Genomic DNA, 16,747 nt, shown 5'->3' with positions numbered 1-16,747 from the left:
GACGCACAGGTTAGTGCGCCGGCCGCCCGGCTTCGTCCTGAGACGCGCCCGTACCGGGAATTGGTGTAGACCTTGCGAGGGACGTGATCACCTCACTACCGTCCGTGAGAACGCTCTCACGGACTTGCGGAGGACCGGTGCGCCTAGTCGGAGTCGTCGTCCTGGCCGGTGCCATGATCACCGCCGGGGAGGCACATGCCGATCCCCCACGAGCAACGAACGCGCCCGCCGTCACCCTGATCACGGGCGACCAGGTGCTCACCGGCCAGCGCGCCGTCAGACCGGCTCCTGGTCGTGAACACGTCCTGTTCACGACCTACACCGCCCAGGGCCACGAGTACGTCGTGCCGTCGGACGCCATGCCGTTGATCGCGAGCGGCCGCCTCGACGAGCGCCTCTTCGACGTCACCGAGCTCGCCACGTACGGCGGCGCCCTGCCGGTGATCGTCACCTATCCCAAGGGCACTCTCAGCGCACAGTCCGGCATCCAGCTGCGCAGCATCAACGGCGTGGCGTTCGACGCCGCCAAGACACCACTCGCGGGTGGTCTCACGGCAACCAGCGCGAAGAAGATCTGGCTCGACGCCAGGCGCAAGGCGAACCTCGACCGCAGCGTCGCCCAGATCAACGCCCCCGCCGCCCACACCGCGGGCTTCACCGGCAAGGGCACCACCGTCGCCGTCCTCGACACCGGCGTCGACCAGACCCACCCGGACCTGAAGGACCGCGAGATCGGGGAACGCAACTTCACGTCCTCTCCGGACGCGGCCGACCACTTCGGTCACGGCACGCACGTGGCGTCGATCATCGCGGGCACCGGTGCGAAGAGCGGCGGCAAGTACCGCGGCGTGGCACCCGACGCGAGCATCCTCGACGTGAAGGTGCTGGGGGACAACGGTTCCGGGCAGGACAGCGGGATCATCGCCGGCATGGAGTGGGCGGTCGACCAGGGCGCCCAGATCGTCAACATGAGCCTCGGCGGCTACGACTCGCCCGAGATCGAGCCGCTGGAAGAAGCCGTCAACCGCCTGTCCGCCGAGAAGGGCACGCTGTTCGTGATCGCCGCCGGCAACAGCGGCCCGAACGCGAGCACCGTCGGTTCGCCGGGCACGGCCGACGCGGCCCTCACCGTCGGCGCGGTCGACGACCAGAACCAGATCGCGGAGTTCTCGAGCCGCGGACCCACCAGAGCAGGCGCGCTCAAGCCCGACCTCACCGCACCGGGCGTCGGCATCGTCGCCGCCCTGCACTCCGACGGCAGGATCGGCCCGCCCGTCGCCGACGGCTACACCTCGCTCGACGGCACCTCGATGGCCACCCCGCACGTCGCGGGCGCGGCGGCCCTGCTGCACCAGCAGCACCCGGAGCTCACCGGCACCGAGCTCAAGGCGCGTCTCACCGGCAGCACCACGCCGACCGCGAAGCTCACCCCGTTCGAACAGGGCTCCGGCCGCGTCGACGTCGCCAAGCTCATCAGGCAGAACGTGACGTCCACCCCAACCAGCCTCAGCTTCGGCTCGCACCGGTGGCCGCACACCGGAGAACCCGCGCTGACGAAGGAGATCACCTACTCCAACGCGGGCACCGAGCCGGTCACCCTCGACCTCACCACCGAGACGACCGGCTCGCTCTTCCGCGTCTCCCCCGCGAAGCTCACCGTGCCCGCGGGCGGCTCCGCGAAGGCGACGGTGACCGCCGACATCGCCAAGCAGCCGGACGGCGGCGTCGTGGGCGGCGCCATCGTCGCGAGCGGCCTGCGCACGGCTGTCGTCGTCGATCTGGAGGCGGAGAGCTACGACGTCACGATCACCGCGACCCACCGTTCCGGCGCGAAGTCGCCGCCGTCGTACGCGTTCCTGGTCAACGTCGACACCGGCGCCCGCGCCTGGCCGAACACCGAGACCGGCGTGGCCCGCCTGCCCAAGGGCCGCTATCTCCTCAACGGCGGCGTCATGGCGACAGACGGCGCCTACACCCACAACGCGATCAACTACCCGAACCTGACCGTCACCGGCGCGACGACGATCGACCTGGACGCGAGGCAGGCCAGGCCGATCCAGGTGACGCTCCCGGCCACCGCACAACTCTCGTTGCTGCAGACCGGTTTCGAGCGGGTCGTCAACGGAACCGCTTACACCGTCGGCAACTTCTCGGTCGGCGGCGACATCTCCCACCTCGGCGTCGCGAGCCTCGGCCCGGACTCGGCCGAGGTCACCGGCAAGATCGCGACGTTCTGGAACGCGGGCCCCGACTTCTACGGTCTCGCCTGGTACCAACGGGGACATGCCCCGAACGGCCTCACCAAGACCGTCGCCCGCAAGGACCTCGCCACCGTCAAGGTCGACATGCCGCCGTTGAAGCAGGGCCAGAACGCCACCGTCGGCCACACCTCGGCCCCCGAGGGCCGCGCCGACTGGGGCTACGGCTCGCTGGACAACCTGGCCGCGGGCCGGCGCACCGAGTACTACGGCGGCGAGGGCGGCGACTGGTCGCGCAGGTTCACCTTGTTCGACGAGAACGGCAACATCGGCGCCCTGGTCACTCCACTGCGGCACTACAAACCCGGCCGCTCGTACGTGGAACCCTTCAACCGCGCGGTGTTCGGCCCGGCCCTGCCCGCAACCCGCGACGTCCCGCACTCGTTCCGCACCGGCGACCTCATGCGCGTCACGGTCCCGCTGTACGGCGACAACGCGGGCAACGAGGGCTACAGCCCGGTCACCTCCGCGCGCACCACGGTCTACCGCGACAACGCCAAGGCGTGCGAGACCGTCGAGGCGGGCTGGTGCCTGGCTGACGTCCAGCCGGGTGCCGCGCACTACCGCGTCGAGACGACAGCCACCCGTCCCGGTCCGCTGAGCACCGAGGTGTCCGGCGTCTGGGCGTTCCGCAGCGACACCACCGCGAAGCGGACCGCGTTGCCGCTCAGCGTCATCCGCTTCACCCCGCAGCTCGACGACGACGGCTCCGCCCAGGCGGGCCGGATGCTGGCGGTGCCGATCTCGACCCAGTCGCAGACCGGTTCGGTGCGCATCACGTCCGTCGAGGTCTCCTACGACGGCGGCACCACGTGGCGCTCCACGCCGATGACGAACGGCCGCGTGCTGCTCGCCCACCCGAGGGACGCGAAGTCGGTATCGTTGCGCGCCAAGGCGTCCGGCGACGACCAGACCGTCGAGCAGACGATCATCAATGCGTACCTGTTGCGCTGACCGGGGTCCGGGTGCGGGAACTGACCAGCGCCACCGCAACCTCACCGCGGGCATGCCCGCCTGCCCGGTCGACCTCGTCCAGGACGACGGCGACGCGCCGATCATGGTCGTCGCCACCGGGCTCGACACCGAGTTCCACCGTCTCGGCAGGGGACTCCTCGCCCGTGTCACGGGAGGTCATCGGCGACAGGTCAGCCTCGGTGGCGTCCGGTGGGGCCACCAGGAACGCCTGCGCTACCAGGCCTCCGACGGGCTCGAGCTCGACGCGCTGCTGGTGCTGCCGGTCGGCAGGACGCGAGACGACGGCCCGTTCCCGCTCATCACCCTCGTCCACGGCGGCCCGTACGACCGGTGGGCCGACGAACTCCAGCTGCAGTGGGTCCCGTCGGCGCAGTGGTTCGCGCATCAGGGGTTCGCGAGCTTCCTGCCCAACCCCAGGGGAAGCCTGGGCCGGGGCCACGAGGTCGCGGCGGCGGTGGCCGGGCGCGTCGGTCAGGAGGAGTGGCACGACATCGAGACCGGAATCGACCCGCTGATCGCTCGGGGAGTCGCCGATCCCGAACGGCTCGGCATCGCGGGCTGGAGCTACGGCGGGTTCATGGCCGCGTGGGCGACGACCCGGACAGACAGGTTCAAGGCCGCGCTCGTGGGTGCCGGGATCTCCGACTGGCCGAAGCAGATCGCGCACGGCGAGTGGGGTGGAGCAAGCCGAACTGCTGCACCGCGCGGTGCCGCACTCCGAACTCGTCGTCTATCCCGGCGAGGAGCACTCGCTGCGGCGGCGTGAGCACAGGCTGGATCTGCTGAACCGAACCAGAAGGTTGTTCGCCGACCTGTGAGACTTGCGCAAGGATTGCGCAACCACCGCAAGCCCGCGGTAAGCCAACGCAAGCGCGTCCATCGAAAGAGCATCGAATTTTTCGGGACGTTCGGGAACAAACCTCCTCCCCTGGACACCTTCGACAGCGCCTGGCAACACGTCTTTCCTGTTCAGAGCGCTCTGTCGCAAATTTGCGCAATCACGTCGACATATTGCGGTAATCTGCTGTGCACTTCTACGGTGAGGCGCGCCACACCCCCTCGCGTCCCCACCGAGAAGGGCCAAGCACGCCATGTCACCGACGACACGCGCTCGCTCCCTGCTAGCCCCCTTAGCCGCACTGACGCTCACGGCAGCAACGCTCGTCATCGCCCCTGCCGCGCAAGCCGCGCCCGTGAGCCTCGACCTGCGGAAGCAGACCCGCATCGACCAAGTCACGCTGAAGGCGCCGCGCAACGGCACGGAAACCTTCGCCGTGCAGACGAGTCTCGACGGCAGAGGCTGGTCGACGCTCGTCGCGGAACGACCACACGAGTTCAAGAACGGCAAGGTCACTTTCCAGGTCGACCCGACGCTCGTCCGGCACGTCCGCGCCACCAGGACGACGGCGAAGCTCGAGGTCCACGAGGCGGCCGCGAGCGCGAAGCTGCCGGCGAGCTACAGCGCGAGCAGCCAGACGCAGAACTACGCACCGGGCAACGCCGGCGACGGTGACCAGTCGACGTACTGGGAGAGCGCGAACAACGCCTTCCCGCAGTGGATCCAGGCCGATCTCGGTTCGGCGGTCAAGGCCGACCGCGTCGTGCTGAAGCTGCCCACCGCGAACTGGGGCACCCGCACCCAGACCCTCGCCGTCCAGGGCAGCACGGACGGCACGACCTTCTCCGATCTCGTGCCCGGCAAGGGATACGAGTTCAACCCGGCCTCCGCCAACACGGTCACCATCGACTTCACCGCGGCCATCACGCGGTACGTACGGCTGCGGATCACCGCGAACACCGGATGGCCCGCCGGTCAGCTCAGCGAGTTCGAGGTCCACGGCCCCACGAGCGGGGACACGCAGGCCCCGACCGCGCCGGGTGACCTCGCCTTCACCCAGCCGCAGTCCGGGCAGATCAGGCTGACCTGGAGCGCCAGCACCGACAACGTGGGCGTGACCGGCTACGACGTCTACGCCAACGGCAGCCTGCGCACGACCGTCACCGGCACGACGTACACCGACGGCCAGCCCGACGGGCTGCGGGTGACCTACCACGTGATCGCGAAGGACGCGGCGGGCAACCAGTCGCCCGCCAGCAACTCCGTGACCCGTGAAGGCGCGACGGGCGAGAACCTCGCGCAGGGCAAGCCCGTCACCGCGAACCACAACGTGCACAACCTCGTCGCGGCCAACGCCAACGACGGCAACGTCGGCACCTACTGGGAGTCCAACAGTTTTCCCGGCACGCTGACCGTCCAACTGGGAGCGAACGCCGACCTGAGCTCGATCGCGCTCAAGCTCAATCCCGACACGATCTGGGGTGCCCGCACGCAGAACGTCGAGGTGCTCGGCCGCGAGCAGAGCGCAGGCGGGTTCTCGAGCCTCGTCGCCGGACGCGACTACCGCTGGGATCCCGCCAGCGGCAACAGCGTCACGATCGGGGTCAGCGCCCGCGTCGCGGACGTCCAGCTCAGGTTCACGTCCAACACCGGTGCGCCCGGTGCCCAGGTGGCGGAGATCCAGGTGTTCGGCACCCCTGCCCCGAACCCCGACCTCACCGTCACCGGCACGTCGTTCTCACCCGCCAGCCCCGTCGAGACCGACCAGATCACGCTCAACGCCACCGTGCGCAACGCCGGCAGCGCAGCCAGCAACCCGACTGACGTGACGTTCTTCCTCGGCACCACCGCGGTCGGCACGGCGCAGGTCGGTGCGCTCGCGGCCGGGGCGCAGGCGGCCGTGAGCACCACGATCGCCGCGCGGCCGGAGGGCTCCTACCAGTACACCGCGAAGGTCGACGAGACCAGGAAGGTCGCGGAGCAGAACGAGGCCAACAACGCGCGCCTGCACCCCGATCCGCTCGTGGTCACGCCCGTGCCCAGCTCCGACCTCGTCGCGGTGCCGGCCTGGTCGCCGAGCAACCCCGCCAACGGCCAGAACACCACGTTCACCGTCGCGATCAAGAATCAGGGCACCGTCGCCAGCGCGTCCGGCGCCCACGGCATCACGGTCACGATCCTGAGCAACGGCCAGACCGTCCGCACGTTCACCGCCGGCCACACCGGCACGATCAACGCCGGTGCCACGACCGCCCCGGTCACGCTCGGCACGTGGACCGCGGTGGACGGCCGGTACACGATCCGCACGACCATCGCCAACGACGGCAACGAGATCCCCGCGAAGCAGGGCAACAACACCAGCGAGCAGTCGCTGTTCGTCGGCCGCGGCGCCAGCGTCCCGTGGCAGCACATCGAGGCCGAGGACGCGGTCGTCGCGGGCGGCGCGCAGACGCTGAGTCCCAATCGGACGATCGGTGACCTCGCCGGTGAGGCGTCCGGCCGCCGTGCCGTCACGCTGAACACCACCGGCGCCTCGGTCGAGTTCACGACGTCGGCACCCACCAACACCCTGGTCACCCGCTTCTCCATCCCGGACAGCCCCGGTGGCGGCGGCATCACCTCGACCCTCAACGTCTACGTCAACGGCCAGTTCCACAAGGCCATCGACCTGACGTCGAAGTACATGTGGCTCTACGGCAACGAAGCCTCCCCGCAGAACTCGCCGGGAGCAGGCGGTCCTCGCCACATCTACGACGAGGCCAACGTGATGCTGAACTCGACGTTCCCGGCGGGCACGAAGATCAAGCTGCAGAAGGACGCGGCCAACACCACGAACTACGCGATCGACTTCGTGAACTTCGAGGAGGCCAGGACCGCGGGCAATCCCGACGCCGCCCGTTATGCCGTTCCCGCCGGGTTCTCCCACCAGGACGTGCAGAACGCGCTCGACCGCGTCCGCATGGACACCACCGGCACGTTGATCGGTGTCTACCTGCCCGCGGGTACCTACCAGACCGCGCAGAAGTTCACCGTCTACGGCAAGGCGATCCGGGTGGTCGGCGCCGGTCCGTGGTTCACCCGGTTCCAGGCACCGGTGGGCCAGGAGAACACCGACATCGGGTTCGACGCGCAGTCGTCCGCGAGCGGCTCGACGTTCAGCGGGTTCGCCGTGTTCGGCAACTACACCTCGCGCATCGACGGGCCCGGCAAGGTGTTCAACTTCGCCGGTGTGCAGAACATGACCATCGAGAACATCTGGGTCGAGCACATGATGTGCATGTTCTGGGGCAACAACGTCGACAACAACGTCATCAGGGACAGCCGCGCGCGGGACACCTACGCGGACGTCATCAACATGACGAACGGCTCGGCGGGCAACCGGATCGCGAACATCGAGTCCAGGTCGAGCGGTGACGACAGCTTCGCGCTGTTCGCCGCCACCGACAGCGGCGGAACGGGCCAGCAGAACAACGTCTTCGAGAACCTGACGTCGTTGCTCACCTGGCGCGCCGCGGGTCTCGCCGTTTACGGCGGCAAGCTCAACACGTTCCGCAACATCTACGTCGCGGACACGCTCACCTACTCCGGCGTGACGATCAGCTCGCTCGACTTCGGCTATCCGATGGAGGACTTCGGGCCGGAGCAGACGACGTTCAGCGGGCTCACCCTGGTACGCGCCGGCGGCCACTTCTGGGGCCAGCAGACGTTCGGCGCGATCTGGATGTTCTCGGCTTCCAAGAAGTACACCGGAATCCGGGTGAACGACGTCGAGATCATCGACCCGACGTACAGCGGAATCATGTTCCAGACCAAGTACAACGGCGCCCACGAGAACATCTTCCAGGACACCGTGCTGTCCAACATCAGCATCTCCGGTGCGCGCAAGAGCGGTGACGAGTTCGACGCGAAGTCGGGCTTCGGCCTGTGGGCCAACGAAATGCCCGAGCCAGGTCAGGGCCCCGCCGTGGGCGCGGTGACGATCAACGGAATCCGGTTCAGCAACAACTTCCAGGACATCAGGAACACGACCACCACCTTCACGATCACCATCAACTGATTTCCCTGCCGTAGAAGGACAATTACATGAAGAACACGCTACTGAGGCGTGCGGTGAGTGCTGCGCTCGTCACCGCACTGGCCCTCTTCGGACTGACACCAACGGCAGGCGCCGCCATCGTGCGGCTGCCGGCGACCATGACCGCGTCGAGCAACAACGGCCCGTACGGCGCCGGAAACGCCGGTGACGGCAACCAGGGCAGCTACTGGGAGAGCACGAACAACGTGTTCCCGCAGTGGATCCAGGCCGACCTCGGCGCCACGAGGGACGTCAGCAAGGTCGTGCTGCGCCTGCCGTCGAACTGGGAGCAGCGCACGCAGACCCTCGCCGTGCAGGGAAGCCAGAACGGCTCGCAGTTCACCGACATCTCCGGCTCCAGCGGCAGGGTCTTCTCCCCCGCGTCGAACAACACCGTGACGCTGGACTTCGCGGCGACCGGCGTCAGGTACGTCCGGGTCACGATCACCGCGAACACCGGCTGGCCCGCCGGTCAGCTCAGCGAGTTCGAGGCGCACGGCGAGTCCGGCCCGGTCGACCCGCCGCCCGCCGGGGACGACCTGGCGCGGGGCAAGCCGGTCGAGGAGTCCGGTCACGTGCACGACTTCGTGGCGGCCAACGCCGTCGACGGCAACACCGGCACGTACTGGGAGTCCAACGGCTTCCCCGGTCATCTGACCGTGAAGCTGGGCGCCGACGCGGACCTGTCGTCCATCGTCGTCAAACTCAACCCGGACCCGATCTGGGGCGCCCGCACGCAGAACTTCGAGGTGCTGGGCAGGGACTCGGCCGCCACGGCGTTCGCGACCCTGAAGGCCCGCGCCGACTACCGGTTCGACCCGGCCACCGGCAACACCGTGACGATTCCGGTCACCGGGCGGGCAGCGGACGTGCGGCTGCACTTCTACTCGAACACCGGCGCGCCCGGCGGCCAGGTCGCGGAGTTCGGAGTGTTCGGGTCCGCCGCACCGGCTCCCGACCTGACCGTCACGAACCTCACGTGGACGCCCGCAAGCCCGACCGAGACCGACGCGATCAGGCTCACCGCGACCGTGCGCAACGGCGGCACCGTGGCATCGGGCGCGACGAGCGTCAGCTTCACGCTCGGCGGCGGCAACGCGGGCACCGCCCAGGTCGGCGGGCTCGCTGCCGGAGCCACCACCGGTGTCACCGTCGACACCGGTCGGAGGGGTGCCGGGTCCTACGCGGCCGCGGCCACCGTCGACCCGGCCAACCAGGTCGCGGAGACCAACGAGGGCAACAACACCTTCACCTCCGGCTCTCCCCTGGTCGTCGGTCCTGCTCCTGGCCCGGACCTGCAGATCACCGGCATCACGCCGAACCCGTCGTCACCCGCCGCGGGCCAGCAGGTGACGTTCGCGGTGCAGGTCAACAACCGCGGCACGTCGCAGGCCGGTGCGTCGGTGACGCGCGTGGTCGTCGGCGGCAGCACGCTGAACGCCAACACGCCTGCGATCAACGCCGGTCAGACCGTCACGGTCAACGTCGGCACCTGGACCGCCACCAACGGCGGTGCCACGGCCACGGCGACAGCGGATGCGACCGGCCTGGTCGCGGAGACCAACGAGAACAACAACACCGCGAGTCAGTCCGTTGTGGTCGGACGCGGCGCATCGGTTCCGTTCACCAGCTATGAAGCCGAAAACGGCCGCTACCAGGGCCAGCTGCTGGAGGCCGACGCGAAGCGCACGTTCGGGCACACCAACTTCGGGTCGGAGTCGTCCGGCCGCAAGTCGGTGCGGCTCGACTCGCAGGGCCAGTTCGTGGAGATCACCTCGACGGTCGGCACGAACTCCATCGTCGTCCGCAACTCGATCCCGGACGCGGCCGCCGGTGGTGGCCAGGAAGCGACGATCAGCCTGTACGCCAACGACCAGTTCGTGCAGAAGCTGACGCTGTCGTCCCGGCACAGCTGGCTCTACGGCACCTGCGACGACCCGGAGTGCCTCACGAACCGGCCGGGTGGCGACGCCCGCCGGTTGTTCGACGAGTCGTCCAGCCTGTTGCCGAACTCCTATCCTGCGGGCACCCGCTTCAAGCTGCAGCGCGACGCCGGTGACAGCGCCCAGTTCTACGTCATCGACCTGATCGACCTGGAGCAGGTCGCGCCGCCGGCGCAGAAGCCCGCCGAGTGCGTGTCGATCACGCAGTACGGCGCCACGCCGAACGACCAGACGGACGACGCCGACGCCATCCAGCGCGCGGTCACCGCCGACCAGAACGGCGAGATCCCGTGCGTGTGGATCCCGGAAGGGAAGTTCCGGCAGGAGAAGAAGATCCTGACCCAGTTCAACTCCGGCGGCTACAACCAGGTCGGCATCCGCAACGCCACGATCCGCGGCGCGGGCATGTGGCACTCGCAGCTGTTCTCCCTGATCCAGCCGCAGGACGCGAACACGATCAACCACCCGCACGAGGGCAACTTCGGGTTCGACATCGACGACAACGTGCAGCTGTCCGACATCGCGATCTTCGGCTCCGGCCGGATCCGCGGCGGCGACGGCAACGCGGAGGGCGGTGTCGGCCTCAACGGCAGGTTCGGCAAGAACACGAAGATCACCAACGTGTGGATCGAGCACGCCAACGTCGGCGTCTGGGTCGGCCGCGACTACACGAACCTGCCCGACCGCTGGAACCCCGGCGACGGCCTGCAGTTCAGCGGCATGCGCATCCGCGACACCTACGCCGACGGCATCAACTTCACCAACGGCACGCGCAACTCCACGGTGTTCAACTCGTCGTTCCGCACCACGGGCGACGACGCACTCGCGGTGTGGGCGAGCAAGTACGTGAAGGACCAGACCGCCGACGTGGGCCGCAACAACGCGTTCCTCAACAACACGATCGCGTTGCCGTGGCGTGCCAACGGAATCGCCATCTACGGCGGCTCCGGCAACCGCGCGGAGAACAACGTCGTCTCCGACACGGCGAACTACCCCGGCATCATGCTGGCGACCGACCACGACCCGCTGCCGTTCTCGGGCGAGACCCTGCTCGCGAACAACGCCCTGATCCGCACCGGCGGCGCGTTCTGGGGCGAGCAGCAGTTCTTCGGCGCCATCACGTTGTTCGCGCAGAACCTGCCGATCCCCGGTGTGGTCATCCGCGACACCGAGATCGTCGACTCCACCTACGACGGGATCCAGTTCAAGGGTGGCGGCGGCGAGATGCCGAACGTCCAGATCACCAACGTGCGCATCGACAAGTCGAACAACGGCGCGGGCATCCTCGCCCAGGGCAGCGCACGCGGGTCGGCCAGGCTGACGAACGTCACGATCACCAACTCCGCGAAGGGGAACATCGTCGTGGAGCCGGGGTCGAGCTTCGTCATCAACTAGCCCGCATTTAGAACCACCTCCGGTCGGGTATCCCCTGGCCGGAGGTGGTTTCCCATGCCCGTCGTCGTGGTTGGGTTCGACGGTTCCGACCTCGCCCGCCAAGCCGTTCTGTGGGGCGCGGAGGAGGCTTCCCGCTCCGGCGCGGCCCTCCAGGTCGTCCAGGCCGTCCGCGCGCCTCTGCCCGAGCCCGTCTTCACCCCGATGACCACACCGGTGCCGGAGTTCGTCACCGAGGAGACGATGCGGCGCTCCGCCGAGGACCACCTCGCCGAGATCGCCGAGGAGATCAGGCGCGGCTGGCCGGACCTGCGCGTGTCCACGCGCGTGGGTCTGGGCCGTCCGGTCGACGTGCTGGCGATGGAGGAGGGCGAGCTGCTGGTGCTCGGTTCGTCCGGCCGCACCGGCATCGCCGAGATGTTCCTCGGTTCCACCGCCGCCGAACTGGTGGCGATCGGCGGACGCCCCGTCGTCGTGACGCGGTCCGGTCCGCTGGACGGCCGGGTGGTCGTCGGTGTCGACGGCTCAGAGACCTCCACCGACGCGATCGACTTCGCCTTCGCGTTCGCCTCCCGCCACGGCCGCGAGCTCCTGGCCATCCACGCGTGGAACGAGGTCGGCTGGGCCGAGCTGCCCGAGCAGGACTGGGACCACGTCCGCGTGGACCTCGCGAAGCTCCTGGAAGACCAGCTCGCCGACCACCGCGCACGGCACCCCGAGGTCCACGTGGCGCAGGAGGTCGCGTTCGACGCGCCCGCCCGCGCGTTGCTCCAGGCGGCCGACGGCGCTGCCCTCGTCGTCGTGGGCAGTCACGGTCGCGGCGCGGTGAAGCGTGCAATTCTGGGTTCGGTCAGCCACGCTGTGCTGCACCACGCGCCGTGCCCGGTCGCCGTGGTCCATCGGAGGTGACGCGAAATGCGCGGGTTAGCGGCCGTGCTGTTGTGCCTGATGCTGGCTTCGTGCGCCGGTCAACAGCCACCGCCCCGGGCTCCTGCGTCCAGCTCACCGACCAGTGACACGTCCACGCCGAGCATCCCGGCGCCGCTGCCGCCGTCGTCGGCGCCGATCACCACTCCGTCCCGCGCGCTGGAGCCGGGCATCACCGTGCGCGGCACGGTGTCGGCCGGCGTCGAGGCGGGTTGCCTGATCCTGGACACCGGTACCGCGCAGTACCTGCTGCTCGGCGCCGACCCCGCGATCGCGGTGGCCGGTGCCGAGGTGGAGGTGACGGGGCGGGCCGAGCCCGGTGCGATGACCACGTGCCAGCAGGGCACGCCGTTCCAGGTCACGAAGACGCAGCGGGTCGGCGGCTGATCTCCGGCTCAGCCGAGGGCTTCGCGCAGGAACGCGCTCGCCTGCTTGATCGCGGCCTCGGCGGCGTGCGTGCCGCGCAACGCGTTCAGCATGACGAAGTCGTGGATCGCACCCGCGTACCGGACGGCGGTGACGGGCACACCGGCCTCGCGCAGCTTGTCCGCGTAGGCCTCGCCCTCGTCGCGCAGCACGTCGGCCTCAGCGGTGATCACGAGTGCCTGCGGCAGACCCGCCAGCTGCTCCTTGGTCGCCCGCAACGGGGACGCGGTGATCTCGGCGCGCTCCGCCGGGTTCGTCGTGTACTGGTCCCAGAACCACTGCATGGCGTCGCGGCGCAGGAAGTAGCCCTCGGCGAACTGCAGGTACGAGTCGGTGTCGAAGGACGCGTCGGTCACCGGGTAGAAGAGGACCTGGGCCTTCAGCGAGACGTCGCCGCGTTCCTTGGCCTGCAACGTCAGCGCGGCCGCCATGTTGCCGCCGACCGAGTCGCCGGCCACCGCGATGCGTGAGGCGTCGAGGCCGTGGTCGGCACCGTTGCTCAGAATCCACCGCGCGGTCGCGTAGTTCTGGTTGATCGCGACGGGGTAGCGGGCCTCCGGCGACAGCGAGTAGTCCGGGAAGACGACCGCGGCACCCGCGCCGACAGCGAGTTCGCGGACGAGGCGGTCGTGGGTGTGGGCGTTGCCGAACACCCAGCCCGCGCCGTGGATGTACAGGACGACCGGCAGCACACCGGTGGCACCGGCCGGTTTCACCACGCGGACCTGGAAACCGTCGAGCTCGACCCAGTGCTCGTCGACCTCGGGCTTGTCGATCTCACCCGACTGGACCTCGTCGACGGCCTTGCGGCCCTCGGCCGGCGGGATCTCGAACAGGAACGGCGGCTGGGCGGTGGCGGCGGCGAACTCGGCGGCGGCGGGCTCGAGAACTGGGCGCTTCATGGCTGCTCCTTCAGGTCGGATGCCATGAAAGCTAGTGTGCGATTAAATCGTGCACAACGTAACTCTTGCCTCACCGCCGCCGGGAATAACCTCAGCCCACCGCGAAGGGCGCGGTCGCGCCCGTGAAGCCGGTGATCTTGCCGGTCCAGCCGGACTTCTCGTCGCCGTGGTGCACGATCCGGTACGTGCCCGCGGGCGTGTCGGCCGGGATCTGCCAGGTGATCGTGGCGTTCGAGAACGCGACGCCGACCCGTTCCCACCGGTAGCGCGTGGACCAGTCGCCGTCGTCGGCCACGCGCGTCCACTGACCGTTCACCTGCCGCTGCACCTCCAGGAAGGTGTGGTTGCGGTGCAGGTTGTTCTTCGGATGCCCGGTGACGAACACGGCCGTCACGGTCTCACCGCGCGTGTAGGACGGCTTGGGTGCGGCCAGCACGTCGCCGTACTTCTTGTCGGCGGGCTTGTCGTCGAGGACGACACCGGTCTGCAGGTTGATGTCGGTGAACGGCGGCTTGCCCGGCGTCGGACCGGCGGGCAACGTGGTGCCGTTCTTCATCGACGCCGCGAGCTTGCCGAACTCCTGCTGGTACGCGGGCGTGGTGTTGCGGCCGAACAGCGTGGAGCCGCCCTCGTACTGCTGCGAGTCGTACTCCTCCGGCGTGGTGACGTACTGGCTGTAGTCATTGGCGTAGCCCTGGATCAGGACGTTCTGCACGGGCACGCCGAGCTCGCCGGCGACGGTCCTGCGGATGCGCAGGCCCGCGGTGATCGTCACCTCACCGGGCACGGCGACGAGGTGCAACTGTCCGATGCGGACGATCTGCAGCGGCAGCACGTTCGGCGTCGCGGCGACCAGACCCGTTGGCACCAAAGAGGCCTTCGGGTACTGGCACGACTTCAGCCACTCGGGCACCTCGATGTTGAGCGGCTCGAACAGCTTCTTCAACGGCGACTGCATGCCCTCGGAGAAGCCGGGGATCGCCGGGCCGTCCTCGACGCTGCCCGCGATCGTCGACGCGCCGACGACTCCGGAGCACGTCGTGCCGGGCTGGCCGTTGGGGGTGAAGCGGCCCTCGACCTGAACGGTCGACATGTCCACGAACCGCATCCGGTAGTCGACCCCACCGCTCACAGTCTGCTGCGGGCCGTTGTAGATCTCCTGCGCCTTGCGGTTCTGGCGCTCGCCGATGATGCGGGTGTTCTCCCACTCGTTCTCGGTGGGGCCGGAGCCGGGCTTCAGGTTGAGGTTCGGCGACATGTCACCCGCGTTGGTGTTCGGGAACGCCGCGACGAAGCCCGCGGTGTTGTCCAGGTACCGCACGCCCTTCTCGTCGTGCTCCCACTGGTAGGCCGCGTAACCCTTGTTGTCCGGGCTGATCAGCGTGTTGGCGTTGGTCACCGACGTGTTGTGGGTGGCGAACCAGCTGATCGCGCCGACGTCGTCGCCGGACTGCTTGAACTTGAGCACGGTCATCTGCGGGTCGATGCCCTGCGGGAAGAACCCCTTGTCCGGGTTGCGGTCGAACGCGACGCGCGACCGGTTGACGCTCGCGTTCGTCAGCTCGCCGAACCCGAGGCTGATCGAGCCCGGTTTGAGGTCCTCGTGCGCCTCGACGATCGACTCGGTGATGCCGTCGACCACGGCCTCGAGCGCCTGCGGCTGCATGCCGAGGATCGAGAGGTTGTAGGCGAGGTTGTGCGAGTAGCCGCCGGGGCCGCTGTGCGTGTGGGTGGCCGACAGCAGCAGGTTCTCGCGCGTGTAGGTGTTGCCGTACCTGGCCTGCAGCTTGCCGAGCACGCCCTCCTGGACCGCGCGGAAGATCATCGCGAGGTCGGCGTTGACGTACGCGACGCGCTTGTTCGTCGCCCGGTCGACCACGACGTACGCCCGCGACCGCAGCCGCTGGGCGATGCCCGTCGTCTTCTGGTCGAACTTGGAGTAGCCCATCATGCCGTTCTCGGCGGCCGGACCGGTGACGTCCGAGATGCCCCTGCCGACGAGGTACGGCTCGGGTTCCGCCCACGCGAACGGGCCGCTGACCAGCGCGGCTCCTGCCAAAGCGGCGACGACCGTCATGACTGCAGTCCGCATGGACACCCCACTAAGTGAAGGGGATTCACATTTCGCGCTGAACGGTAGGTGATCCAGGCCACTCAGAGCAAGTCACCGCGAGTGCATTCGCCGTCACGACGAGCAAGATTCCCGCCCAATGGTGCAACGCGAGCTGCTCCCCCAGCAGGAACAGCCCCGCGAGCGCCGCGAGCACCGGGTGCACGCTCATCGCCAGCCCGAAGAACCGCGGCGGCACCCGCCGGAGCGCGATCACGTCGGCCGCGTACGGCACCACGCTGCAGAACACGCCCGCCCCGACCGCGTACAGCACCGCCGTCGCGGTCAACCTGCCGTCCACGACGAGGAAGACCACGACCGGGACGTAGAGCAGCGCGGACACGCTCGTCGCCGCGGCCGGTGCCTGCAGGCCGGGCAGCCGCCGGCCCACCACGCGGTTGAGCAGGATGTACGCGGCCCAGCACCCGGCGGCGAGCAGCCCGGCGCCGATGCCGGGGAAGTCGCTGCTCGGCCCCGGCAGCACCAGCACGTAGACGCCGACGGCCGCGATCAGCACGAACAGCACGTCCCTGCGCGTGCGCGAGCCGCCCAACGCGACCGCGAGCGGCCCGAGCACCTCCAGCGTGACGGCGAGCCCCAGCCCGATCCGGTCGACCGCCGTGTAGAGGCTGAGGTTCATGGTCGCGAACACCAGACCGAGCGCGATCGTCGGCCACCACTGCGCCCACGTGAATCTTCGCGGGTCGGGCCGGGCGACGGGCAGCAACACCGCCGCGGCCACGAACTGACGCACCGCCACGACACCGGCCGGGCCGATCGTGGCGAACGCGTGCGCGCCCACTGCCGCACCGAGCTGGCTGCTGGCCGCGCTGGCGGTCATCGTGGCGAACCCACCGAGGCTCTTCATGGGCACAGCCTGCGGCCGCGCGGTTGATACGGG

Annotated in this window: 9 protein-coding genes; 6 read left to right on the top strand and 3 right to left on the bottom strand. The window is 69.0% G+C overall.

Annotation, left to right across the window (positions count from 1 at the left end; translation table 11 throughout):
- Positions 1 to 137: 137 nt before the first annotated feature.
- From IEZ09_RS17110 to IEZ09_RS17085, 6 genes are all read left to right on the top strand, one after another.
- A complete protein-coding gene (locus tag IEZ09_RS17110) occupies positions 138 to 3,212 on the top strand; it encodes a S8 family peptidase (protein ID WP_189254690.1) in 3,075 nt (1,024 codons plus the stop codon).
- Complete coding sequence (locus IEZ09_RS17105) at positions 3,193 to 3,999, top strand: alpha/beta hydrolase family protein (RefSeq protein WP_229812640.1); 807 nt, start codon at positions 3,193 to 3,195, stop codon at positions 3,997 to 3,999. The genes IEZ09_RS17110 and IEZ09_RS17105 overlap by 20 nt, the downstream gene beginning before the upstream one ends.
- A gap of 427 nt (positions 4,000 to 4,426) precedes the next feature.
- Positions 4,427 to 8,128: a discoidin domain-containing protein gene (locus tag IEZ09_RS17100; protein WP_229812639.1), complete on the top strand. Its 3,702-nt coding sequence runs from the start codon at positions 4,427 to 4,429 to the stop codon at positions 8,126 to 8,128.
- A 26-nt stretch (positions 8,129 to 8,154) separates the two neighbouring features.
- The gene (locus IEZ09_RS17095) at positions 8,155 to 11,484 is read left to right on the top strand and encodes a CARDB domain-containing protein (RefSeq protein WP_189254688.1); all 3,330 of its coding nucleotides are present in this window, start codon (positions 8,155 to 8,157) and stop codon (positions 11,482 to 11,484) included.
- A gap of 54 nt (positions 11,485 to 11,538) precedes the next feature.
- On the top strand, positions 11,539 to 12,390 hold the full coding sequence (locus IEZ09_RS17090) for a universal stress protein (RefSeq protein WP_189254687.1): 852 nt from the start codon (positions 11,539 to 11,541) through the stop codon (positions 12,388 to 12,390).
- A 6-nt stretch (positions 12,391 to 12,396) separates the two neighbouring features.
- Positions 12,397 to 12,795: a hypothetical protein gene (locus IEZ09_RS17085; protein ID WP_189254686.1), complete on the top strand. Its 399-nt coding sequence runs from the start codon at positions 12,397 to 12,399 to the stop codon at positions 12,793 to 12,795.
- Between the two features lie 8 nt (positions 12,796 to 12,803).
- Here the strand turns inward: IEZ09_RS17085 and IEZ09_RS17080 are convergent, their stop codons facing one another.
- The 3 genes from IEZ09_RS17080 to IEZ09_RS17070 all read right to left on the bottom strand — a co-directional run bounded on the left by IEZ09_RS17080 (position 12,804) and on the right by IEZ09_RS17070 (position 16,714).
- Positions 12,804 to 13,736, bottom strand: a complete 933-nt coding sequence (locus IEZ09_RS17080; RefSeq protein WP_189254685.1) for an alpha/beta hydrolase — start codon at positions 13,734 to 13,736, stop codon at positions 12,804 to 12,806.
- 91 nt (positions 13,737 to 13,827) lie between these two features.
- Positions 13,828 to 15,828 (bottom strand): neutral/alkaline ceramidase, encoded by a 2,001-nt coding sequence (locus IEZ09_RS17075; protein ID WP_189254684.1) that lies wholly within the window; start codon positions 15,826 to 15,828, stop codon positions 13,828 to 13,830.
- Positions 15,829 to 15,853: 25 nt separating this feature from the next.
- A complete protein-coding gene (locus IEZ09_RS17070) occupies positions 15,854 to 16,714 on the bottom strand; it encodes an EamA family transporter (protein ID WP_229812638.1) in 861 nt (286 codons plus the stop codon).
- Between the last annotated feature and the right edge of the window lie 33 nt (positions 16,715 to 16,747).

This window comes from Lentzea flava (assembly GCF_014648475.1).
GTDB classification, from domain to species: Bacteria; Actinomycetota; Actinomycetes; order Mycobacteriales; family Pseudonocardiaceae; genus Lentzea; species Lentzea flava.
This window is presented reverse-complemented; position numbering and strand designations above follow the sequence as displayed.

What these genes read in the sequence shown, in the direction of transcription:
- IEZ09_RS17105 (WP_229812640.1), top strand. Translation starts at nt 3,193, where the DNA reads ATGCGTACCTGTTGCGCTGACCGGGGTCCGGGTGCGGGAACTGACCAG.
- IEZ09_RS17095 (WP_189254688.1), top strand. Translation starts at nt 8,155, where the DNA reads ATGAAGAACACGCTACTGAGGCGTGCGGTGAGTGCTGCGCTCGTCACC.
- IEZ09_RS17090 (WP_189254687.1), top strand. Translation starts at nt 11,539, where the DNA reads ATGCCCGTCGTCGTGGTTGGGTTCGACGGTTCCGACCTCGCCCGCCAA.
- IEZ09_RS17085 (WP_189254686.1), top strand. Translation starts at nt 12,397, where the DNA reads ATGCGCGGGTTAGCGGCCGTGCTGTTGTGCCTGATGCTGGCTTCGTGC.
- IEZ09_RS17080 (WP_189254685.1), bottom strand. Translation starts at nt 13,736, where the DNA reads ATGAAGCGCCCAGTTCTCGAGCCCGCCGCCGCCGAGTTCGCCGCCGCC.
- IEZ09_RS17075 (WP_189254684.1), bottom strand. Translation starts at nt 15,828, where the DNA reads ATGCGGACTGCAGTCATGACGGTCGTCGCCGCTTTGGCAGGAGCCGCG.
- IEZ09_RS17070 (WP_229812638.1), bottom strand. Translation starts at nt 16,714, where the DNA reads ATGAAGAGCCTCGGTGGGTTCGCCACGATGACCGCCAGCGCGGCCAGC.